Origin of the sequence: Pseudomonas weihenstephanensis (genome assembly GCF_001043055.1) — a bacterium.
Classification (GTDB): Bacteria; Pseudomonadota; Gammaproteobacteria; order Pseudomonadales; family Pseudomonadaceae; genus Aquipseudomonas; species Aquipseudomonas weihenstephanensis.
The window spans coordinates 724,795-745,846 of the sequence record NZ_JYLF01000001.1 but is presented as its reverse complement, the minus strand read 5'-3'; the positions used below and the strand labels follow the sequence as shown (position 1 = coordinate 745,846).

The window sequence follows — 21,052 nt, the reverse complement described above, 5'->3', positions numbered from 1 at the left end:
GCAAAGAAAAGCCCGGCCTAAGCCGGGCTTTTCTGTACAGGCTAGCTAAAAATTACTTAGCTTCAGCTTGAACGGTTGCTTCTACGCGACGGTTCAGAGCACGGCCTTCTTCAGTTGCGTTGGAAGCAACTGGGTTAGCTTCGCCGTGGCCAACAGCGGCTACACGGTTAGACTCAACACCTTGGTTAACCAGAGCTGAACGAACAGCGTCAGCACGACGCTGGGACAGTTTTTGGTTGTAAGCGTCTGGACCTACGCTGTCAGTGTAACCAGCAACAGTGGTAGTGGTCGCAGGGTACTGCTTCATGAAATCAGCAACGTTGTTGATGTCAGGCATGTACTGCGACTTAACAACCGACTTGTCGAAGTCGAATTTCACGTCAAGTTCAACGCGAACAACTTCAGCGATTGGAGCTTCTGGTTCTGGCTCAGCGATTGGTGCTGGAGCTGGAACTGGAGCAGGAGCTACTTTGCCGCCGCTGCCGCCGAAGTTCATACCCAGACCAACGGTAGGCGCGTAGTCCCACTTGCCGTTGTCCAGTTTGTAGTCAGCTTCAACGCCTGCACGGGCAAACAGGTTGTCAGTGATGTACCACTTAACACCAGCGCCTGCAGTCAGGAAAGTCGACTGGTCACGACCGCTGTGGCCATCGTCTTTCACGTTGGTCATGCTCTTGTGAGCAACACCACCGGAAACGTATGGACGCAGAGCGTCACCAACGGTGCCGAAGTGGTACTGAGCGTTCAGACCAAAGTTGTCGCCTTTGATTTTCTGGTTGCCAGTGCCGTCATTCGAACGGGTGTGGTTAGTCTTGTCGTAGGTCAGGTTCAACGAAACGTCGTCGGTCAGGAAGTAACCGATCGATGCGCCTGGGTTGTAACCGTCTTCTACGTGCTTGACGCTGTCGTTGTACTGTTTTTTGTAGAACAGTTCACCCTCGACCGCGCCTTGGCCTTGTGCCAGGGCACCGAACGAAGTTGCGGCTACAAAGGAACCAATGGCAATGCCCAAGGTGTTTTTCAGTTTCATCCGTTAAATCCCCATCTGGTGATTGTAAAGCAGTCCCACATACCGGGGGACAACTCGGCGGCAAGTCTATCAGAACTTACCTACACGTAGAGCTATTTGCGCTGAACTAAGTTTCAGCAATGCCTGCAAATTTCTCACGCAATTTATCAAGAGCACGCTTGTAGCGCATTTTCGTCGCACTCAAACCCATATGCATTATGTCTGCGATTTCCTGAAATTCCAGTTCTGCGACAAAACGCAGCACAAGAATCTCCCGGTCAATCGGATTCACATGCACCAGCCAGCGATCAAGTCCGCCCTTTTCCTCAGGTTTCGGCGCCTTCTCTTCAGACGCTTCCTCGAGGGGGTCAATACTTAATGCGTCCATCAAGCGACGCTTTCGCCGTTCCTTCCGATACTGCGTAATGCATTCGTTGTAAGTGATGCTATATAGCCATGTCTTGAATTTCGATTTGCCCTCGAAATTCTTCAAGCCATACAAGACCTTAAGCATTACCTCCTGACAGACATCGTCAGCATCACGATCGTTCCCTAAATACCTTGAACAAACGTTGAACAAAGTGCGTTGGTAACGCCGCATTAACTCTTCATAGGCGCGCGTAACGTGAAACAACTCATCATGCGAGCGCGCCACCAACTCCTCATCAGAGAGTTCGCGGGGGTCGTAGCGCATGGACAGCGATTGGGCTTTATTCAAAACGAGTCGTGCCGACAGTCAGGTCAATGTCCGCCACAGCCCGGAACACGGGCTTTTTTGCGGCGGCATACATTAGCAGGGTTTGCCGCATCAGCGGCTAGTCACGTGCTGCTCCAGCAAGATCCGATTGGAGATGGAGACTAGCTCACCCTCCTCGGTCAGCAACGTGGTCTTAACCGTGCCGATCTCTTCGATCTGACCCTCTACCTCACCCACACGTACATCTTGCCCAACCTGATACAGCTCACGCACGTAGATCCCAGCCAGAATCTGCCCGGCAATTTCGCGACTTCCCAAACCCATTGCCAAGGCAACAGCCAGACCAACGGTAATCAAAACGATGACGATCACATGGTTCAGCAGGTCAGTTTTCACTTCCAGCTGGCTGATTGCCACGGAGATGCTGATGATTATGACCAGACCCTGGGCCACTCGACCCAGACCGCCCGCATAATCAAACCCCACGCTCTCGGCAGCGCCACGCACCAGGCCATTGAGCAACTGCGCAAGCAGAACGCCTACCAGCAATACCAGCAGGGCACCAAATACTTTGGGCAGGTACAGCGTAAAGATGTCCAGCGTAGCTGAAACGCGCTCCAGGCCCAGGGACTGAGCGGCCGAAACCAGGAAAATCAGCAGAATGAACCAATAGACAATTTTGCCGATCAGGGTCGAAATCGGCACTTGAATGCCTGCACGGCCCAGTATTTTGGTCAGCCCCGTCCCCCCCATCAACCGATCAAGGCCCAACTTGGCCAGCAACTTCGACAGCAGGGTATCAAGCAGTTTTGCAACCACGAAGCCCAGCAGCACCACCACCAACGCCCCGAACAAATTGGGGATGAAGTTGGCAATTTTGGTCCAAAGAGCGGTCATTGCGGTGACCAGGCTCTGGGTCCAGAGATCAAGTTCCATGTTCAATCAGCCTTATCAGCAGGGCGAGCAACAGGTTTGCGTCGCGAAACGGGCGCAATATGAGCCGAACCGCTATTCAAAGCAATCATCAGTGCTTGAACCCAACGCCCCAGCAGGCTGAAAAGGTCGCCCGCGCCCACCTGACGGTTCGCGGTTTTCAGCACTCGGCCCAGGCAGGCATCGTCGTCACGGGCAGACGGCTCGGCCTTGAGCATTTCACGTAAGGACTGTTCAAACGGATCGTGCATAAGCACCTCTCGGTATGTCAGTGAAAGACGCGGGCAAAATGAAAGAGGTCACATGGCCTACACTCAAAGCCACTGCAAACGACGATAAAACCACCATTGCCCTACACCAATCACGAGCATCACACCGCAGGTGACCGCAAAGCCGTAGGGGTCATTGGAGAACGGAACACCGCCCACGTTAATCCCCAATAAACCGGTAATAAACGTGATGGGCAGAAAGATCCCGGTCAGCACGCCAAAGCGGTACATGATGCGGCTCATGCGCACATTCAAACGCCGATCCTCAGCCTCCAACACCAGCCCCACGCGCTCGCGGGTCAGCTCGAGCTCTTCCAGATAGCGGGTCAGGCTGTTGTTCAATTCGTTCCAGTAATCTGCATCGTCGGCCGTGAACCACGGCAATTTAGTACGCGTCAGTTGCCCAAAAATATCGCGTTGCGGGGCCAGAAAACGACGCAGCCCGGCAGCCCGGCGACGAATCTGCAAAATAGAACCATGCTCGGGCGTATACCGTTCGTCGGCATCTATCTTATCTTCTTCGTCATCGACGATTTCGGACAGTTCACCGATCAAATCCTGGACCTTTAACGTCAGGTGTTGAGCCAAATAAAGGATCAATTCGGCTGGATTTTTTGGACCTTCCCCCTGCTCAAACTCGCCCAACAATTCATCCGTGGCCCGCAACGGACGCATACGCAACGAGATAACCCGTTGCGCACTGCCAAAAATGCGTAGCGAGACCATGTCTTCCGGTTCTGCACCAGGATTGAGGTTGACCCCGCGCAAGAACAGCAATAACTCGTTATTGGGCAGCCCCAACAGCCGCGGACGGGTATTTTCCTCCAACAACAAGTCACAACTGAACTCGCTCAAACCACTGGCGTTGCGTAACCAGCTTTGTGTTTGAGGATGACTGCGATCCCAGTGCAACCAAAGGCTTTCATGGCTCTTTAACTCAAGGTCATTGAGTTCGGTACGGGCAATCGCACGGGCACCGCCTTCTCCATCGAGCACCAGTGCATGCACCAGCCCCCACTGAGCGTTGTCTTCCTCAAACATCCGTGATCCTTAGCAGTTGGGCGATTATTCCGGCATTTTCAAAGCAGAAGGCGAAATGATCACGCCATTATTGTCGGCATAGATAAATTCGCCCGGACGGAATGTGACGCCTGCAAAGGTGACTGCCACATTGAGATCGCCCACGCCGCGCTTGTCGGTTTTCATCGGGTGACTGGCCAGCGCCTGCACACCCAGATCGGTTTGAGCGATGACATCCACATCCCGAATACAGCCGTAAATGACCAACCCTTCCCAGCCATTCTTAGCCGCCTTCTCGGCGATCATGTCCCCCAGCAAGGCCCGGCGCAGCGAACCCCCTCCGTCCACCACCAGCACTTTGCCCTTGCCATCCAGCTCTGCCTGCTCTTTAACCAACGAGTTGTCTTCAAAACATTTGATGGTGACGATTTCGCCACCAAATGAATCGCGCCCGCCAAAGTTGCTGAACATCGGTTCCAGCACCTGAATCAGCTCAGGGTAGGCATCGCACAAATCGGGAGTAATGTAGTGGTTCATGGAAACTCCTGTGGAGAGGGCGTAGCAGTCAGAGTTAAAGGACTCTACTGTTTATAGACGTTGGCACACGGGCAAGCTTTAAATGTCACGACCAGCCATACCCTGACACTGCGACACCACCAAGATCACAGAATATGACCAAGGTCGCAAATCGCGTCACATAGTAGCCGCAAGCGCGGCTTGCCGAAACCCTGAACCCGGCTCACTCACTGCCTGCTTCAGGCATTGCTCCTCAAGCCAATCGCGCACCAACGGCCAGACCTCAGCTTGAGCAGGCGCGCTGACCAGCATTTCAGTGTGACCAAAATCTGAACTGAACCCATGCTCACGGCCCAAGGCAATAAATTGGCGCTGCTCAGAACCCAATTGCTCATACAGCTTTCGACACGCCCACTCAGGGGTCTGCTGATCGCCTGCCGCCGCGACGGCCAGAACCGGTAGCTGGACGTCAGATAATCCCGCCCACCAATCGCGCTCAGAATCCTTGAAACGCCCCAAAAAGCCATTCCAGCGCAAGGTTTCGAGGGCGATGCCTACTGGTTCGTCCTCGGGGCCGCGCTTGAGCTGAACACCCGACAACTGCGTGCAGCGCTTCAAGAGCAGATAAGCGCCCCATTCCACTGGCGGAATTTTCAGCGGCCAATAGCGGCGATTGATCTGACAGCCAAAAAACGCTGCGGACGCCACCGCAGGTTCACCCAGGTACTGCCCCCCCAATGCGGCCGCCAACGTGATACCGCCCTGGGAATGGCCAAGCCAATGCGGGACTTGGCCGCTTTGCTCGCGTACAAACGCCGCAATCGCCGGTAAGTCGTAGCGGGCGTAATCCGCCACCCGATTGGTGCGCCACTGTTGATTACGCACCGACAGTCCATGACCGCGCATCTCGGGCAGCCACACATCAAACCCGGCACGGGCCAAATAAGCGCCTAGGCCGACACCTTTGGGTGAGTACCAGAAGCGCCGGTTAGAAAAACTGCCATGCAACAAAATCACGGGTACACCGCGCGCCTGGCTGGCATCCGCCATGCCCAGTCGCGTGACCGCCAATTCCACGGAGATGTCCGGGCTATTAGCGGGTTTTAAGCGATAAACATCCTCGCTCAGATCACCCCGACGCTCGGCACTGATCAGGGCAACGGGAAAAAGATGACTGCTGCTTTGCATAATGCTCTTGCACAAAAAAGGGCGATCCCGAACAGGCGCTCGCCCTACCACTGCCTATAAAGAGCAGCACAGCCTTGCGGCCGCCCTGCTCCTCTCTCAACGACTCAAGCCTGGGCTTGACCTTCAGCCAGGAAGAACCAGGTTTCCAGCACGGTGTCCGGGTTCAGCGACACACTTTCAATGCCTTGCTCCATCAGCCACAGCGCCAGATCCGGGTGGTCTGAGGGGCCCTGCCCGCAAATACCAATGTATTTACCGGCTTTGTTGCACGCCTGAATCGCGTTGGACAGCAGCTTTTTAACCGCAGGGTTACGCTCGTCGAACAGGTGCGCGATAACCCCGGAGTCACGGTCCAGACCTAGCGTCAGCTGAGTCAGGTCGTTGGAGCCAATGGAGAAACCGTCGAAGTACTCCAGGAATTCGTCGGCCAGAATCGCGTTTGAAGGCAGCTCACACATCATGATCACGCGCAGACCGTTTTCGCCGCGCACCAGACCGTTTTCAGCCAACAAGTCGATAACCTGGCTCGCCTCGCCCAGGGTCCGTACGAACGGCACCATGATCTCGACGTTGGTCAGGCCCATGTCATTGCGCACACGCTTGAGCGCACGGCATTCAAGCTCGAAGCAATCGCGGAAGTTTTCGCTGATGTAACGCGACGCGCCACGGAAACCCAGCATCGGGTTTTCTTCTTCGGGTTCGTACAGCTTGCCGCCGATCAGGTTGGCGTACTCGTTGGACTTGAAGTCCGACAGGCGCACAATGACTTTTTTCGGGGTAAAGGCTGCGGCCAGGGTGCTGATGCCTTCGACCAGCTTCTCAACGTAGAAACCTACTGGATCGTCGTAACCGGCAATGCGCTTGTCGACGCTGTCCTTGATGTCTTGCGGCAGACCGTCGTAGTTGAGCAGCGCTTTAGGGTGCACGCCGATCATGCGGTTAATGATGAACTCAAGGCGGGCTAGGCCCACACCGGCGTTCGGCAACTGCGCAAAGTCAAACGCGCGGTCCGGGTTACCGACGTTCATCATGATTTTGAACGGCAGGTCCGGCATGGCATCAACGGAGTTCTTCTTGATGTCGAAACCCAGTTCGCCTTCAAAAATCAAACCGGTGTCGCCTTCGGCACACGAAACGGTCACGCCCTGGCCGTCTTTGAGCAACTGGGTCGCATTGCCACACCCTACAACGGCCGGAATGCCCAGCTCACGGGCGATGATTGCTGCGTGGCAAGTACGGCCGCCACGGTTGGTCACGATGGCGCTGGCGCGCTTCATCACCGGTTCCCAGTCTGGGTCGGTCATGTCGGAAACCAGTACGTCGCCGGGTTGAACCTTGTCCATTTCGGACACGTCCTTAATGATCCGAACCTTGCCCGCGCCAATCCGCTGACCAATGGCCCGACCTTCCACCAGCACTGTGCCGGTTTCTTTGAGCAGGTAACGCTCCATCACATTGGCCTGGGAGCGGCTTTTTACGGTTTCAGGCCGGGCCTGTACGATGTACAGCTTGCCGTCATCACCGTCTTTGGCCCATTCGATGTCCATTGGGCACTTGTAGTGTTGTTCGATGATCATCGCTTGCTTGGCCAGCTCGCTGACTTCAGCGTCGGTCAGGCAGAAACGCGCGCGATCGGCCTTCTCAACGTCGATCACCTTGACTGACTTACCGGCCGAGGCTTCGTCGCCGTAAATCATCTTGATCGCTTTGCTGCCCAGGTTACGGCGCAAAATCGCAGGACGACCCGCTTCCAGCGTTTGCTTGTGGACGTAGAACTCATCCGGGTTGACCGCGCCCTGGACCACGGTCTCACCCAGGCCATAAGCGCCGGTGATAAAGACCACATCACGGAAACCCGACTCAGTGTCCAGGGTGAACATCACGCCCGCAGTGCCGGTTTCGGAACGCACCATGCGCTGCACGCCTGCCGACAGGGCGACCAGTTTGTGGTCAAAGCCCTGGTGCACGCGGTAAGAAATCGCACGGTCGTTGAACAACGACGCAAACACTTCCTTGGCCGCACGAATGACGTTTTCTACGCCACGGATATTAAGGAAGGTTTCTTGCTGACCGGCAAAGGAAGCGTCCGGCAAGTCTTCAGCGGTGGCCGAGGAACGTACGGCAACCGCCATGTCCGGATTACCTTGGGACAAGGTGGCAAATGCGGTGCGAATTTGCGCGTTGAGCGTCTCAGGGAACTCGGCTTCCATGATCCATTGGCGGATCTGGGCGCCGGTTTTGGCCAGTGCGTTAACGTCGTCCACATCCAGCGCGTCGAGCGCGGCATGGATCTGATCGTTCAAACCGCTGAGTTCAAGAAAATCGCGATAGGCCTGAGAGGTGGTGGCGAAACCACCGGGAACCGAAACACCAGCGCCTGCAAGATTACTGATCATCTCGCCGAGGGATGCGTTCTTGCCCCCCACATGCTCTACATCATGGACGCCGAGCTTATCGAGGGAAACTACGTACTCTACCAAGGTGATCTCTCCACTAACTGTGTTGGGAAAAGCTCAGGGCGCTGGACGCTCTACAAAGGGCGGCATCTCAGCGAATGTGGCCTGGACCTGGAAAATAAGTGACACTGCCTGCCATTCAGGGCGACAAAATCGCGCCTATCATATCCAAGAATCGTCACCAGCTTAAGGCCCAAGGCGCAAATGAAACGATCTGCTTTCTTTATCTCCGATGGCACCGGCATCACCGCCGAAACCCTCGGCCAGAGTTTGTTGGCCCAATTCGAAAATGTGACCTTCAGCAAGTTCACGCGACCCTATATAGACAGCGTGGATAAAGCGCGGGCAATGGTACAACAAATCGATAACGCCGCCGAAAAAGACGGAGTTCGCCCGATTATCTTCGACACCATCGTCAATCAGGACATTCGCGAAATCCTCGCAACGTCCAATGGTTTCATGATCGACATCTTCTCCAGCTTCCTGGCCCCGCTGGAGCAGGAACTCGCCGAACACTCGTCCTACTCGGTAGGCAAGTCCCACTCTATCGGCCATAACTCCAATTACATGGAGCGTATTGAGGCGGTGAACTTTGCCCTCGACAACGACGACGGCGCCCGCACGCACAAATACGACAAGGCCGACCTGATTCTGGTGGGCGTCTCACGCTGTGGCAAAACCCCGACCTGCCTGTACATGGCCATGCAATTCGGCATCCGCGCGGCCAACTACCCGCTGACCGAGGACGACATGGAAAGCCTGAAGCTGCCGGCGGCCTTGCGCGAACACAAGCATAAGCTGTTCGGCCTGACCATCGACCCGGATCGCCTCACCGCCATCCGCAACGAGCGCAAGCCCAACAGCCGCTATTCAAGCTTTGCCCAGTGCGAATTTGAAGTGCGCGAAGTCGAAAACCTGTTCAAGCGCGAAAATATCCCGCACATCAACTCCACGCATTTTTCTGTGGAAGAAATCTCGGCCAAAATTTTGGTCGAAAAAGGCGTGGAGCGACGCTTCAAATAACAGCGCAGCGGCGATTAAGGGCTGCGATCTTTTCATCGTCAAAGATCGCAACCTTCGGGGTGTGCTTTAGATCACCAGTAAATCCACGAACCGGTTTACCGGGGTCGCTTCAAGTGCAGCCTGATCCTTGCAAAGGGCAAAAATCTCCTCACAACGCTGCCCTGCAAAGCGCGTGGCCAGATTGGCCTTGAACTTGTCTTCCAGCAGCGCAATGCCTTCGGCACGGCGGCGACGATGGCCAATCGGGTATTCCACCACCACTTGCTGAGTGCTCGTGCCATCGTTGAAAAACACCTGAATGGCATTGGCAATGGAGCGTTTATCCGCCTCCAGGTATTCACGGGTGTAGCGTGGATCTTCAACAATCACCATTTTTTCGCGCAGCTCATCAATGATCGGATGCGCGGCATGGAAGTCATCCTCGTACTGCTCGGCCACCAGATTGCCAAACGCCAACGGCACGGCGGTCATGTATTGAAGGCAGTGATCGCGATCGGCGGCGTTGGCTAATGGACCTTGCTTGGAAATGATCCGAATCGCCGATTCGTGGGTGGTGATGACAATTTTCTCGATTTCGTGCAGACGATCTCTGACCTGCGGATGCAAAGTCACTGCCGCTTCACAGGCCGTTTGCGCATGAAACTCTGCCGGGAAGCTGATCTTGAACAGCACGTTTTCCATCACGTACGTGCCATAAGGCTGTGAAAGCTTGAACGCGCGCTGCCCTTCGGGCTTGAGTGCCAGATCCTTGTTGGTATGACTGAACAGCACCTCATAAAAACCCCATTGCGGCGCCGTCAGCACACTCGGAATACCCATTTCACCGCGCAGCGCAATGTCCGCCAGGCGCACCCCCCGGCTGGACGCATCGCCCGCCGCCCAGGACTTGCGCGACCCTGCGTTCGGTGCATGGCGATACGTGCGCAGCGCCTGGCCATCGACAAAGGCATGGGACAGCGCCGACAACAACTGTTCACGGTTGGCCCCCATCAGTTTGGCGCAGACCGCCGTTGAGGCCACTTTGACCAGCAGCACATGATCCAGACCGACACGATTGAAGGAGTTTTCCAATGCAATAACGCCCTGAATCTCATGGGCCATGATCATTGCATCAAGTACGGCGCGCACCGTCAGCGGCGCCTCGCCATTGGCCACGCGCTTTTGCGACAGGTGGTCGGCCACGGCCAAAATACCGCCCAGGTTGTCCGAAGGATGCCCCCATTCAGCCGCCAGCCAGGTGTCGTTGTAATCCAGCCAGCGCACGATACAACCAATGTCCCAGGCGGCCTTGACCGGGTCGAGGCGAAAGGAGGTGCCGGGCACTCGGGCACCAAACGGCACAAGGGTGCCCTCCACGATGGGCCCCAGGTGCTTGGTGCATTCTGGGAATCGCAGCGCCAGCAAGCCGCAGCCCAACGTGTCCATCAGGCAGTTACGGGCGGTGTCGAGGGCGTGTGGCGAGGTGATGCGGTAACTGAGGACGTAATCGGCAATGTCCTGCAAAACCTGATCGTAGTCGGGGCGGTTGTTGAGGTCGACGTTAGCGCTCATGGGTGTCTCCAAAGAGTGGGTAAGTGTCGTGGTCCATCCTCAGGCTTATCGTGCTTTTGCGGGTCTGGAGTGCCCGCTTGATGTATCAAAATCACCCCCCCCTCACCCTAACCCTCTCCCGGAGGGAGAGGGTTAGGGTGAGGGTGAGGGGGATGCTATAGATCAGCGGCGACCTTGGCTCTTGCACTGAATCCACAAGCAACTCGGTCAAGCCCCCTCTCCCTTTGGGAGAGGGTTGGGGTGAAGGCCAAGGGTTCACGCAATTAAAAGCAATCGCCCGGCACCCGCACCCAGCCTTCCATCAACACCCGCGCACTGCGGCTCATGATGGCTTTAGTGACAGTCCACTCGCCGTCAACCTGCTGCGCTTCAGCACCCACGCGCAAAGTCCCGGACGGATGGCCAAAGCGCACTGCGCTGCGCAACTCGCCTCCGGCCGCCAGATTGACCAACGTGCCCGGTATCGCGGCCGCCGTGCCAATCGCAACCGCTGCCGTGCCCATCATCGCGTGGTGCAGTTTGCCCATCGACAAGGCCCGCACCAGCAAATCCACGTCTTGCGCCTTGACCACCTTGCCGCTAGACGACACGTACTCTGTCGGGCCTGCAACAAACGCCACTTTAGGGGTGTGCTGACGCTTGGCAGCGTCGTCCAAATGAGCAATCAAACCCATGCGCAACGCTCCGTGCGCCCGAATGGTTTCGAACAGGGCCAACGCTTTCGGGTCGCTGTTGATGTCGTTTTGCAGCTCCGCGCCGGTGTAACCCACATCACGCGCATTGACGAAAATCGTCGGAATGCCCGCATTGATCATGGTCACGTTCAACGTGCCCACACCCGGCACTTCAAGCGCGTCGACCAGGTTGCCGGTGGGGAACATCGAACCGCCCCCGCCCTCTTCATCCGCTGCCGGGTTGAGGAACTCCAACTGCACTTCGGCCGCAGGAAAAGTCACACCGTCAAGCTCAAAGTCGCCAGTTTCCTGCACCGCGCCGTCGGTCATCGGTACATGGGCGATGATGGTTTTACCGATATTGGCTTGCCAGATGCGCACCACGGCAGTGCCGTTCTGGGGCAGGCGTGCCGGGTCGACCAAACCACTGCTGATGGCAAACGAACCCACCGCCGCCGACAGGTTGCCGCAGTTGCCGCTCCAGTCCACAAACGGTTTGTCGATGGAGACCTGGCCAAACAGATAATCAACATCGTGGTCGGCACGCAGGCTTTTGCTCACGATCACTGTTTTGCTGGTGCTGGACGTCGCGGCGCCCATGCCGTCGATTTGTTTTTCGTAAGGGTCGGGGCTGCCAATGACCCTTAACAGCAACGCGTCACGCGCAGCCCCCGGCACCTGCGCCACCGCTGGCAGGTCAAGCAGGTTGAAAAACACACCCTTGCTGGTGCCGCCACGCATATAAGTGGCAGGGATTTTTATTTGCGCTGCGTAGGCCATAGAACAGAGTCCTGTGAAGTGACCTCTGTAGGCGCTGGCGCCTACAGAGGTATGTGATTAAACCGACGCCGATTCCAGGAAGTCCTGGGCAAAACGTTGCAACACGCCACCCGCTTCATAGATCGAAACTTCTTCGGCGGTGTCCAGACGGCAGGTCACCGGCACCTCCACGCGCTCGCCGTTTTTGCGCGTGATCACCAGCGTCAGCGTGGCACGCGGGGTGCGCTCGCCGATCACGTCGTAGGTTTCACTGCCGTCGATTTGTAAGGTTTTACGATTGGTGCCCGGCAGAAACTCCAGCGGCAACACCCCCATGCCCACCAGGTTGGTGCGGTGAATGCGCTCAAAGCCTTCCGCCGCAATGGCTTCGACACCCGCCAGACGCACGCCTTTGGCCGCCCAGTCACGGGACGATCCCTGACCGTAATCGGCGCCCGCAATGATGATCAGCGGTTGCTTGCGCTCCATGTAGGTTTCGATGGCTTCCCACATGCGCATCACACGACCTTCAGGCTCCAGCCGGGTCAGCGAACCCTGTTTGACCTTACCGTCCTCAATCACCATTTCGTTGAACAGTTTCGGGTTGGCAAACGTGGCGCGCTGGGCGGTCAAGTGGTCGCCACGGTGGGTGGCATACGAGTTGAAGTCGACTTCCGGCAAACCCATTTTCGCCAGGTATTCACCCGCGGCGCTGTCGAGCATGATCGCGTTGGAAGGCGACAAGTGGTCAGTGGTGATGTTGTCCGGCAGCACCGCCAGCGGGCGCATGCCTTTGAGCGGCCGCGCCCCGGCCAACGCACCTTCCCAGTACGGCGGGCGACGGATGTAAGTACTTTGCGGGCGCCAGTCATACAGCGGCGCCACTTTAGGGCCGGTGTCTTCGTGAATGGCGAACATCGGAATATAGACTTGGCGGAACTGCTCAGGCTTCACTGCGGCCTTGACCACAGTGTCGATTTCTTCGTCGCTCGGCCAGATGTCTTTCAGGCGAATCTGATTACCCTGGGCGTCCAGGCCCAGCACGTCTTTTTCGATGTCGAATCGGATCGTGCCCGCAATCGCGTAGGCCACCACCAACGGAGGCGAGGCTAAAAACGCTTGTTTGGCGTAAGGATGAATACGTCCGTCGAAGTTGCGGTTACCCGACAACACGGCGGTGGCGTACAGGTCGCGGTCGATGATCTCCTGTTGGATGGCCGGGTCCAGTGCTCCCGACATGCCGTTACAGGTGGTGCACGCGAAGGCCACCACGCCAAAACCCAATTGCTCCAGTTCGCTGGTCAGCCCCGCTTCATCGAGGTACAACGCCACGGTCTTGGACCCCGGCGCCAGCGAGGTTTTGACCCACGGTTTACGGGTCAGGCCGAGTTTATTCGCGTTGCGCGCCATCAAGCCCGCCGCGATCACGTTGCGCGGGTTGCTGGTGTTGGTGCAACTGGTGATGGCCGCAATAATCACCGCGCCATCAGGCATTTGCCCCGGTACGTCGTCCCATTGACCGGCAATGCCCTTGGCCGCCAGCTCGGTGGTGGCCACGCGCGCGTGCGGGTTGCTCGGGCCGGCCATGTTGCGCACCACAGACGACAAGTCAAAACTCAGGCCGCGCTCGTATTGCGCGTCTTTAAGGTTCTCGCCCCACAAGCCTGTGACCTTGGCGTAATGCTCAACCAACTGCACTTGCTGGTCATCGCGACCGGTCAGCTTGAGGTAGTCAATGGTTTGCTGGTCGATGTAGAACATGGCCGCCGTAGCACCGTATTCCGGGGCCATGTTGGAAATGGTCGCGCGGTCGCCCAGGGTCAGCGCAGAGGCGCCCTCACCGAAGAATTCCAGCCAGGCACCGACCACTTTTTGTTTGCGCAGGAACTCGGTCAGGGCCAGCACCATGTCAGTGGCCGTAATGCCCGGTTGCAGCTTGCCGGTCAGTTCCACGCCGACGATTTCAGGCAGGCGCATCCATGACGCACGGCCCAGCATCACGCTTTCGGCTTCCAGTCCACCCACGCCAATGGCGATGACGCCCAGCGAGTCGACGTGGGGGGTGTGGCTGTCGGTGCCGACGCAGGTGTCCGGGAAGGCCACGCCGTCACGCACCTGAATCACCGGGGACATTTTCTCCAGGTTGATCTGGTGCATGATGCCGTTGCCCGGCGGGATCACATCGACGTTTTTGAAGGCTTTTTTGGTCCACTCGATGAAATGGAAACGGTCTTCGTTACGCCGGTCTTCGATGGCGCGGTTCTTCTCGAACGCTTCGGGGTCATAACCGCCACACTCCACCGCCAACGAGTGGTCAACGATCAGTTGCGTCGGCACCACCGGGTTAACTTGCGCCGGGTCGCCGCCTTGCAGGGCGATGGCGTCACGCAGCCCGGCAAGGTCGACCAGAGCGGTCTGGCCCAGGATGTCGTGGCAGACCACACGGGCCGGGAACCACGGGAAATCCAGGTCGCGCTTGCGTTCGATCAACTGGCTCAGCGAGGCATTGAGGGTTGCCGGATCGCAGCGACGGACCAGATTTTCGGCCAGTACACGCGAGGTGTAAGGCAGCGTGTCATAAGCGCCGGGCTTGATCGCATCGACCGCTGCGCGAGTGTCGAAATAATCCAGCCGGGTGCCCGGCAGTGTTTTGCGAAATTCAGTATTCATTGGCGCGGGACTCGATCACGGGTAGGTCTGAGGGCTGGCGCACCGCCGGGGCGGTTGCACCTGCCCTGCTGTTCAGCGACGCTCGATTGGCACGAACTTGCGCTGTTCGACGCCGATGTACTCGGCGCTTGGACGAATGATGCGGTTGTTGGCACGCTGTTCGAACACATGCGCCGCCCAGCCGGTCAGGCGTGAGCAGACGAAGATGGGGGTAAACAGCTGGGTCGGGATGCCCATGAAGTGGTACGCCGAGGCATGGTAGAAATCGGCGTTGGGGAACAGCTTCTTTTGCTCCCACATGGTTTGGTCGATGGCCTCGGAGACCGCGAACAACACCGTGTCGCCCACTTCGTCCGCGAGCTTTTTCGACCAACCCTTGATCACCTCATTGCGCGGGTCGCTGTCTTTGTAGATCGCGTGGCCAAAGCCCATGATCTTGTCTTTGCGTTCGAGCATGCCGAGCGTGCCCTGGACGGCCTCCTGCGCAGAGCTGAAGCGCTCGATCATTTCCATGGCCGCTTCATTGGCGCCGCCGTGCAATGGACCGCGCAGCGAACCGATGGCGGCGGTGATGCACGAATACAGGTCGGACAATGTCGAGGCGCAAACCCTTGCGGTGAATGTCGAGGCGTTGAATTCGTGCTCGGCGTACAGGATCAGCGACACGTTCATCACTTTGACGTGCAAGTCACTCGGTTTTTTGTCGTGCAGCAGGTGCAAAAAGTGGCCGCCAATTGACGTTTCATCACTCACACAATGAATGCGCACGCCGTCATGGCTGAAGCGATACCAGTAGCACATGATCGCCGGGAAAGCGGCCAGCAGACGGTCAGTCTTGTCCCGCTGCTGAGTGAAGTCTTTTTCCGGCTCAAGATTGCCCAAAAACGAGCAGCCGGTGCGCATCACGTCCATCGGGTGGGCGTTGGCAGGGATGCGTTCCAGCACCTCTTTCAAGGCTTGCGGCAGGTCGCGCAGGTTTTTTAGCTTAAGGGTGTAGGCGTCCAGCTCAGCCTGGGTCGGCAGTTCGCCGTATAACAACAGGTAAGCCACTTCTTCAAAACGGGCTTGGGCGGCCAATTCACGTACGTCATAACCGCGATAGGTGAGACCGGCACCTTCCTGACCTACGGTCGACAACGCCGTTTGACCGGCCACCTGGCCACGGAGTCCGGCACCACTCAATACTTTTGCTTCGGCCATTGCGCTTCTCCAATTTTTGAATTTGTTAGGGATTGGGCAAGAACGGTTTAATGCGCTGTTACTTTTTGCTGGCAAACAGCGCATCGAGCTTTTGTTCAAACGCGTGGTAGTCGATGGCGTCGTACAGCTCCATGCGGGTTTGCAGGGTGTCGATCACGTTCTGTTGAGTGCCGTCGCGGCGAATTGCGCCGTATACGTTTTCGGCAGCCTTGTTCATCGCACGGAACGCCGACAGCGGGTACAGCACCAGCGACACGTCGACTTCACGCAGTTGATCAACGGTGTACAGCGGCGTGGCGCCAAACTCGGTGATGTTGGCCAGAATCGGCGCCTTGACGCGATCAGCGAACAGTTTGTACATCTCAAGTTCGGTGATGGCTTCGGGGAACACCATGTCCGCGCCCGCCTCAACACAGGCCGCTGCACGTTCAAGGGCCGATTCCAGCCCTTCTACCGCCAGTGCGTCGGTGCGCGCCATGATCACAAAACTGTCATCGGTACGGGCATCGACGGCGGCCTTGATGCGGTCGACCATCTCTTGCTGCGAGACGATTTCTTTGTTCGGGCGATGGCCGCAACGCTTGGCGCCCACTTGGTCCTCAATGTGAATCGCCGCTGCGCCAAACTTGATCATCGACTTGACGGTGCGCGACACGTTGAAAAACGAGGAGCCGAAGCCGGTATCCACGTCCACCAGCAGTGGCAGGTCACAGACGTCGGTGATACGCCGCACATCGGTCAACACGTCATCCAGACCGGTAATGCCCAGGTCCGGCACGCCCAGCGAACCCGCTGCCACACCGCCACCCGAGAGGTAGATAGCCTTGAACCCGGCACGTTTGGCCAGTAATGCATGGTTAGCGTTAATGGCGCCGACGACTTGCAGCGGATGCTCACTGGCGACCGCATCACGGAAACGTTGGCCTGGACTGTTTTTATTGCTCATGACTCACCTCGTGGAGTGGCTGTCTGCTGGGCGCTGTCTTGGTAGTGACGCGCAATATTGCGTTTGGATACGCCAATGTGGCGGCGCATCAATAACTCGGCCAGTTCGCCGTCGCGGTCGGCAATGGCATCTAGAATCCGGTGGTGCTCGGCGAACGCCTGACGGGGACGATTGGGCGTGGAGGAAAACTGGATGCGGTACATACGCACCAATTGATACAGCTCACCGCACAGCATCTGCGTCAGGGTCCGATTGCCGCTGCCTTGAATAATCTTGTAATGAAAATCGAAATCGCCTTCTTGCTGGTAGTACCCAACGCCCGCCTGGAAGGCCTCGTCGCGCTCATGGGTTTCCAGTACCCGGCGCAACTCGCCAATGTCTTCATCACTCATGCGCTCGGCGGCCAAACGACAGGCCATGCCTTCGAGGGACTCGCGAATCTCGTAGAGTTCAATCAGCTCGGCATGGCTCAAGGACACGACGCGAGCGCCTACATGCGGCACCCGCACCAACAGGCGCTGACCTTCAAGACGGTGCAGGGCTTCACGCAGCGGCCCGCGGCTGATGCCATAAGTGCGGGCCAGTTCCGGCTCGGAAATCTTGCTGCCGGGGGCAATCTCGCCTTTGACGATAGCGGCCTGAATACGCCTGAAGACGTTCTCGGACAAGGTCTCCGAGTCGTCTTGAGCCACCGCGGCACTTTCCAGCGAATCCAGCATATTGTCGACACCTTTTAAATCAATAGCGCCAAAACTAGCCATTTAAGACTTCAACGTCAAAGAATAAATATGGATTGTCGACAATCGTCTAATACGACGTGGGTTTAATCGAGTGCTTCACGCCTCGCTAAACGCGGCGCCAGCGCTGGCGTCATAAAACCATCATGCTAGAATGCCGCCCGCATCAGCCTTGCCCTCTTTATAGGGCAGCCGCACGAGGACACTTGCGCTGTATTGCCAGTCGCCTTGAACTGAAGATTGCAAGAGACTGCCCCCGGATTTATGAAATTTTCCCCCTTCTTTATATGCCTTTGCCTGCTGACCTTGCCGGGCCTGAGCCTTGGCGCCGAAAAAACCGTGTACGGCCTGAACGAATACGCCGAACTGTCGGGCATTAACCTGCAAGTGGCTGCCAAACTCGACACCGGTGCCAAAACCGCCTCGCTCAGCGCGCGTGATATAAAACGCTTCAAGCGCGACGGTGAGAGCTGGGTGCGCTTTTATCTGGCCATTGATGATGCACACTCGCACCCGATCGAACGTCCGCTGGCACGGGTCAGCAAGATCAAGCGCCGCTCAGGTGATTACGATCCCGAATCGGACAAGAACTACACCTCGCGCCCGGTTATTTCACTGCAAATCTGCATGGGCAAAGCTTTACGCACCATCGAAGTGAACTTGACCGACCGAAGTGCGTTCCAATACCCGCTGTTGATCGGCTCCGAAGCGCTCAAACGCTTTGATGCGCTGGTCGACCCAAGCCTTAAATACGCTGCTGGCAAACCTGCCTGCGCCGCCAACGCTCAAACCGCAGAGTAATTGAAATGCGCGCTCTTACCCTTCACCTGAAAATCTTGATCACCATCCTCGTGGTGCTGGGCATTTCGATTACGGCCTATCAGATTTTCGTCATCGGCATTCCTGTGACCGAAGACGCGACGGACGACCTGTGGAACATCGACGCCAAAGTCGAATTTGTCGCCAGCTCCAAAGACCCGGTCAAGATCCAGATGTTCGTGCCGCCTCTGAACCGCGACTACGTCAGCCTGAATGAAAGCTTTATCTCCAATAACTACGGGGTGAGCGTCAATCGGGTCGATGGCAACCGCAAGGTCACCTGGTCGGCCCGGCGGGTGAGCGGCAAGCAAACCCTGTATTACCGCCTGGTATTGACCAAGCGCTACACCGGCGACAAAACCAAAGTCAAAGGCCCGGTATTTCGCGACAGCATCGCCGTGGAAGGCCCGGAAAAAATCGCCGCCGAAGCGCTGCTGGCACCGATTCGCCAACACTCGGCCGACGTTGAAACCTTTATCAGCGAGACCATCAAGCGGGTGAGCAACCCCAGCGATGACAACGTGAAGCTGCTGCTGGCCGGCGATCCATCGACCGCGCACAAGGCACAAATCATCGAACTGCTGCTGTCGATTGCCCACGTACCACTGGAAAAAGTCCACACCATTCGCTTGGTCGCCGACCAGCCGCAAAGCCCCGAACTGTGGCTGCGCAGCTTCAATGGCAACGACTGGCTGTACTTCAATCCGGAAACCGGCGAACAGGGCCTGCCGTCTGACCGCCTGCTGTGGTGGACCGGCGACGAGCCCATGATCACGGTCGACGGCGGCAAAAAAGCCAATGTCACGTTCAGCCTGAACAACAGCGAAATGAACGCCATCCGCCTGGCCAAGCTGACCGACGAAAACACCGACGCCAACTTCCTCGAATACTCGCTGTACGGCTTGCCGCTGCAAACCCAGCAAACCTTCATGATCATGGTGATGATCCCGATTGGCGTGCTGGTGATTCTGGTGCTGCGCAACCTGATCGGCCTGCAAACCCTGGGCACGTTCACCCCGGTACTGATTGCCCTGGCGTTCCGCGAGACTCAATTGGAGTTCGGCATCATCCTGTTTACGGTGATAACCGCGCTCGGGCTGATGTTGCGTTCCTACCTTGAGCACCTGAAGTTGCAAATGCTGCCGCGACTCTCCGTGGTATTGACCTTCGTGGTAATACTGATCGCGGCCATCAGCCTGTTCAGCCACAAACTGGGGCTGGAGCGCGGGCTGTCCGTGGCCCTGTTCCCGATGGTGATCCTGACCATGACCATCGAGCGCCTGTCCATCACCTGGGAAGAACGTGGCGGCGGCCATGCGATGAAAGTCGCCATCGGCACCCTCTTCGCTGCCACCCTGGCGTATCTGGTGATGAGCATCCCGGAACTGGTGTACTTCGTGTTCACCTTCCCGGCGGTGCTGCTGATTCTGGTGGGCTTCATGCTGGCAATGGGCCGTTATCGCGGTTACCGCCTGACCGAGCTGGTGCGTTTCAAAGCATTCTTGAAGGCTGACTCCTGATGTTTGGCTTCTGGAAGACCTGGAAGGCCCTGGAAGCCAGAGGCATCATGGGCATCAATCGGCGCAATGCGGACTACGTACTCAAGTACAACAAACGCAGCCTGTACCCGATTGTGGATGACAAGATCATCACCAAAGAGCGCGCCATCAAAGCCGGGATTCACGTCCCGGAAATGTACGGCGTGATCTCCACCGAGAAAGAAATCGACAAGCTCGACGAGATCATCGGTGGCCGCAGTGACTTCGTGATCAAGCCCGCACAAGGCGCGGGCGGTGACGGCATTTTGGTGATTGCCGACCGTTTCGAAGACCGCTTTCGCACGGTCTCGGGCAAGATCATCAGCCACGAAGAAATCGAACATCAGATTTCCAGCATCCTGACCGGCCTGTACTCGCTGGGCGGTCACCGCGACCGCGCGCTGATCGAGTACCGCGTGACACCGGATCAAATCTTCAAAAGCATCAGCTACGAAGGCGTGCCGGACATCCGCATCATTGTGCTGATGGGCTACCCGGTGATGGCGATGCTGCGCTTGCCGACCCGCCAGTCCGGCGGCAAGGCCAACCTGCACCAGGGCGCCATTGGGGTTGGTGTAGACCTCGCCACCGGCCTGACCCTGCGCGGCACCTGGCTGAACAACATCATCAGCAAACACCCCGACACCACCAATGCGGTAGACGGCGTTCAATTGCCGTACTGGGATGGTTTCATGAAGCTGGCGGCGGGTTGTTACGAGCTGTGCGGCCTGGGGTATATCGGTGTCGACATGGTGCTCGATCAGGACAAAGGCCCGCTGATTCTGGAACTGAACGCCCGTCCGGGGCTGAACATCCAGATCGCCAACGACTGCGGTTTGACCCTGCGCACCCATGCGGTCGAAGCGCACGTTGAAGCGCTGGCCGCCAAAGGCATCAAGGAAACCCCCGAAGAGCGCGTGCGTTTTGCGCAAGAACTGTTCGGCCATATCCACCCCAACGAATAAAACCCGCACAGGCGTTGCCGCAGGCGACGCCCGGTTGCCGGGCAAACGCCAACCGTGATGCCGCAGCGCCTGCGGCAGCCGC

General features: G+C 57.4%; 18 protein-coding genes. 4 read left to right on the top strand and 14 right to left on the bottom strand.

The genetic code is table 11. From position 1 onward, the window contains the following. Nucleotides 1-52: 52 nt before the first annotated feature. The 8 genes from TU86_RS03580 to ppsA form a co-directional block, all read right to left on the bottom strand. Entirely contained in the window at nt 53-1,030 is a 978-nt protein-coding gene (locus TU86_RS03580) for an OmpA family protein (RefSeq protein WP_048362908.1), read from the bottom strand. A 106-nt stretch (nt 1,031-1,136) separates the two neighbouring features. Then, a complete protein-coding gene (gene sigX / locus TU86_RS03575; RefSeq protein WP_029611289.1) occupies nt 1,137-1,727 on the bottom strand; it encodes an RNA polymerase sigma factor SigX in 591 nt (196 codons plus the stop codon). A 90-nt stretch (nt 1,728-1,817) separates the two neighbouring features. Continuing rightward, complete coding sequence (locus tag TU86_RS03570; protein WP_048362907.1) at nt 1,818-2,642, bottom strand: mechanosensitive ion channel family protein; 825 nt, start codon at nt 2,640-2,642, stop codon at nt 1,818-1,820. 2 nt (nt 2,643-2,644) lie between these two features. Then, a complete protein-coding gene (locus TU86_RS03565) occupies nt 2,645-2,890 on the bottom strand; it encodes a hypothetical protein (RefSeq protein ID WP_048362906.1) in 246 nt (81 codons plus the stop codon). A 63-nt stretch (nt 2,891-2,953) separates the two neighbouring features. Beyond that, nucleotides 2,954-3,949 (bottom strand): zinc transporter ZntB, encoded by a 996-nt coding sequence (locus TU86_RS03560; protein WP_048362905.1) that lies wholly within the window; start codon nt 3,947-3,949, stop codon nt 2,954-2,956. Nucleotides 3,950-3,973: 24 nt separating this feature from the next. Further along, complete coding sequence (gene rraA, locus TU86_RS03555; protein WP_048362904.1) at nt 3,974-4,465, bottom strand: ribonuclease E activity regulator RraA; 492 nt, start codon at nt 4,463-4,465, stop codon at nt 3,974-3,976. Nucleotides 4,466-4,621: 156 nt separating this feature from the next. Next, nucleotides 4,622-5,632, bottom strand: coding sequence for an alpha/beta fold hydrolase (locus tag TU86_RS03550; protein WP_082152852.1), 1,011 nt, complete (start codon nt 5,630-5,632; stop codon nt 4,622-4,624). 104 nt (nt 5,633-5,736) lie between these two features. Next, nucleotides 5,737-8,112, bottom strand: coding sequence for a phosphoenolpyruvate synthase (gene ppsA, locus TU86_RS03545; protein ID WP_048362903.1), 2,376 nt, complete (start codon nt 8,110-8,112; stop codon nt 5,737-5,739). Between the two features lie 180 nt (nt 8,113-8,292). Between ppsA and ppsR the strand changes: the two genes are divergently transcribed. Continuing rightward, on the top strand, nt 8,293-9,111 hold the full coding sequence (gene ppsR / locus TU86_RS03540) for a posphoenolpyruvate synthetase regulatory kinase/phosphorylase PpsR (protein WP_048362902.1): 819 nt from the start codon (nt 8,293-8,295) through the stop codon (nt 9,109-9,111). A gap of 66 nt (nt 9,112-9,177) precedes the next feature. Here the strand turns inward: ppsR and prpD are convergent, their stop codons facing one another. From prpD to TU86_RS03510, 6 genes are all read right to left on the bottom strand, one after another. Next, complete coding sequence (gene prpD / locus TU86_RS03535; protein ID WP_048362901.1) at nt 9,178-10,662, bottom strand: 2-methylcitrate dehydratase; 1,485 nt, start codon at nt 10,660-10,662, stop codon at nt 9,178-9,180. Nucleotides 10,663-10,925: 263 nt separating this feature from the next. After that, a complete protein-coding gene (prpF, locus tag TU86_RS03530; protein ID WP_048362900.1) occupies nt 10,926-12,116 on the bottom strand; it encodes a 2-methylaconitate cis-trans isomerase PrpF in 1,191 nt (396 codons plus the stop codon). Between the two features lie 57 nt (nt 12,117-12,173). Next, nucleotides 12,174-14,765, bottom strand: a complete 2,592-nt coding sequence (acnD, locus tag TU86_RS03525) for a Fe/S-dependent 2-methylisocitrate dehydratase AcnD (RefSeq protein WP_048362899.1) — start codon at nt 14,763-14,765, stop codon at nt 12,174-12,176. 72 nt (nt 14,766-14,837) lie between these two features. Then, nucleotides 14,838-15,965 carry a bifunctional 2-methylcitrate synthase/citrate synthase gene (gene prpC / locus TU86_RS03520; RefSeq protein ID WP_048362898.1) on the bottom strand — a complete coding sequence of 376 codons (1,128 nt, stop codon included), beginning with the start codon at nt 15,963-15,965 and terminating at the stop codon, nt 14,838-14,840. A gap of 58 nt (nt 15,966-16,023) precedes the next feature. Further along, entirely contained in the window at nt 16,024-16,911 is an 888-nt protein-coding gene (gene prpB, locus TU86_RS03515) for a methylisocitrate lyase (RefSeq protein WP_048362897.1), read from the bottom strand. Continuing rightward, nucleotides 16,908-17,630, bottom strand: a complete 723-nt coding sequence (locus TU86_RS03510) for a GntR family transcriptional regulator (protein ID WP_048362896.1) — start codon at nt 17,628-17,630, stop codon at nt 16,908-16,910. The genes prpB and TU86_RS03510 overlap by 4 nt, the downstream gene beginning before the upstream one ends. Nucleotides 17,631-17,912: 282 nt before the next feature. Between TU86_RS03510 and rloA the strand changes: the two genes are divergently transcribed. The 3 genes from rloA to TU86_RS03495 are packed head-to-tail and all read left to right on the top strand — an operon-like array spanning nt 17,913 to nt 20,970. Continuing rightward, nucleotides 17,913-18,449, top strand: coding sequence for a retropepsin-like aspartic peptidase RloA (gene rloA, locus TU86_RS03505; RefSeq protein WP_048362895.1), 537 nt, complete (start codon nt 17,913-17,915; stop codon nt 18,447-18,449). A 5-nt stretch (nt 18,450-18,454) separates the two neighbouring features. Beyond that, nucleotides 18,455-19,987, top strand: a complete 1,533-nt coding sequence (rloB, locus tag TU86_RS03500) for an osmotic stress tolerance membrane protein RloB (RefSeq protein ID WP_048362894.1) — start codon at nt 18,455-18,457, stop codon at nt 19,985-19,987. After that, nucleotides 19,987-20,970 carry an alpha-L-glutamate ligase-like protein gene (locus TU86_RS03495; protein ID WP_048362893.1) on the top strand — a complete coding sequence of 328 codons (984 nt, stop codon included), beginning with the start codon at nt 19,987-19,989 and terminating at the stop codon, nt 20,968-20,970. Before rloB ends, TU86_RS03495 begins: the two co-directional genes overlap by 1 nt. Nucleotides 20,971-21,052: the final 82 nt, after the last annotated feature.

Excerpts from the sequence above, each read along its gene's own strand:
- TU86_RS03495 (WP_048362893.1), top strand. The coding sequence starts at position 19,987 with ATGTTTGGCTTCTGGAAGACCTGGAAGGCCCTGGAAGCCAGAGGCATC.
- TU86_RS03510 (WP_048362896.1), bottom strand. The coding sequence starts at position 17,630 with ATGCTGGATTCGCTGGAAAGTGCCGCGGTGGCTCAAGACGACTCGGAG.
- prpF (WP_048362900.1), bottom strand. The coding sequence starts at position 12,116 with ATGGCCTACGCAGCGCAAATAAAAATCCCTGCCACTTATATGCGTGGC.
- rloA (WP_048362895.1), top strand. The coding sequence starts at position 17,913 with ATGAAATTTTCCCCCTTCTTTATATGCCTTTGCCTGCTGACCTTGCCG.
- rloB (WP_048362894.1), top strand. The coding sequence starts at position 18,455 with ATGCGCGCTCTTACCCTTCACCTGAAAATCTTGATCACCATCCTCGTG.
- TU86_RS03570 (WP_048362907.1), bottom strand. The coding sequence starts at position 2,642 with ATGGAACTTGATCTCTGGACCCAGAGCCTGGTCACCGCAATGACCGCT.
- TU86_RS03550 (WP_082152852.1), bottom strand. The coding sequence starts at position 5,632 with ATGCAAAGCAGCAGTCATCTTTTTCCCGTTGCCCTGATCAGTGCCGAG.
- ppsR (WP_048362902.1), top strand. The coding sequence starts at position 8,293 with ATGAAACGATCTGCTTTCTTTATCTCCGATGGCACCGGCATCACCGCC.
- TU86_RS03580 (WP_048362908.1), bottom strand. The coding sequence starts at position 1,030 with ATGAAACTGAAAAACACCTTGGGCATTGCCATTGGTTCCTTTGTAGCC.
- rraA (WP_048362904.1), bottom strand. The coding sequence starts at position 4,465 with ATGAACCACTACATTACTCCCGATTTGTGCGATGCCTACCCTGAGCTG.
- TU86_RS03560 (WP_048362905.1), bottom strand. The coding sequence starts at position 3,949 with ATGTTTGAGGAAGACAACGCTCAGTGGGGGCTGGTGCATGCACTGGTG.
- prpD (WP_048362901.1), bottom strand. The coding sequence starts at position 10,662 with ATGAGCGCTAACGTCGACCTCAACAACCGCCCCGACTACGATCAGGTT.
- prpB (WP_048362897.1), bottom strand. The coding sequence starts at position 16,911 with ATGAGCAATAAAAACAGTCCAGGCCAACGTTTCCGTGATGCGGTCGCC.
- prpC (WP_048362898.1), bottom strand. The coding sequence starts at position 15,965 with ATGGCCGAAGCAAAAGTATTGAGTGGTGCCGGACTCCGTGGCCAGGTG.
- TU86_RS03565 (WP_048362906.1), bottom strand. The coding sequence starts at position 2,890 with ATGCACGATCCGTTTGAACAGTCCTTACGTGAAATGCTCAAGGCCGAG.
- acnD (WP_048362899.1), bottom strand. The coding sequence starts at position 14,765 with ATGAATACTGAATTTCGCAAAACACTGCCGGGCACCCGGCTGGATTAT.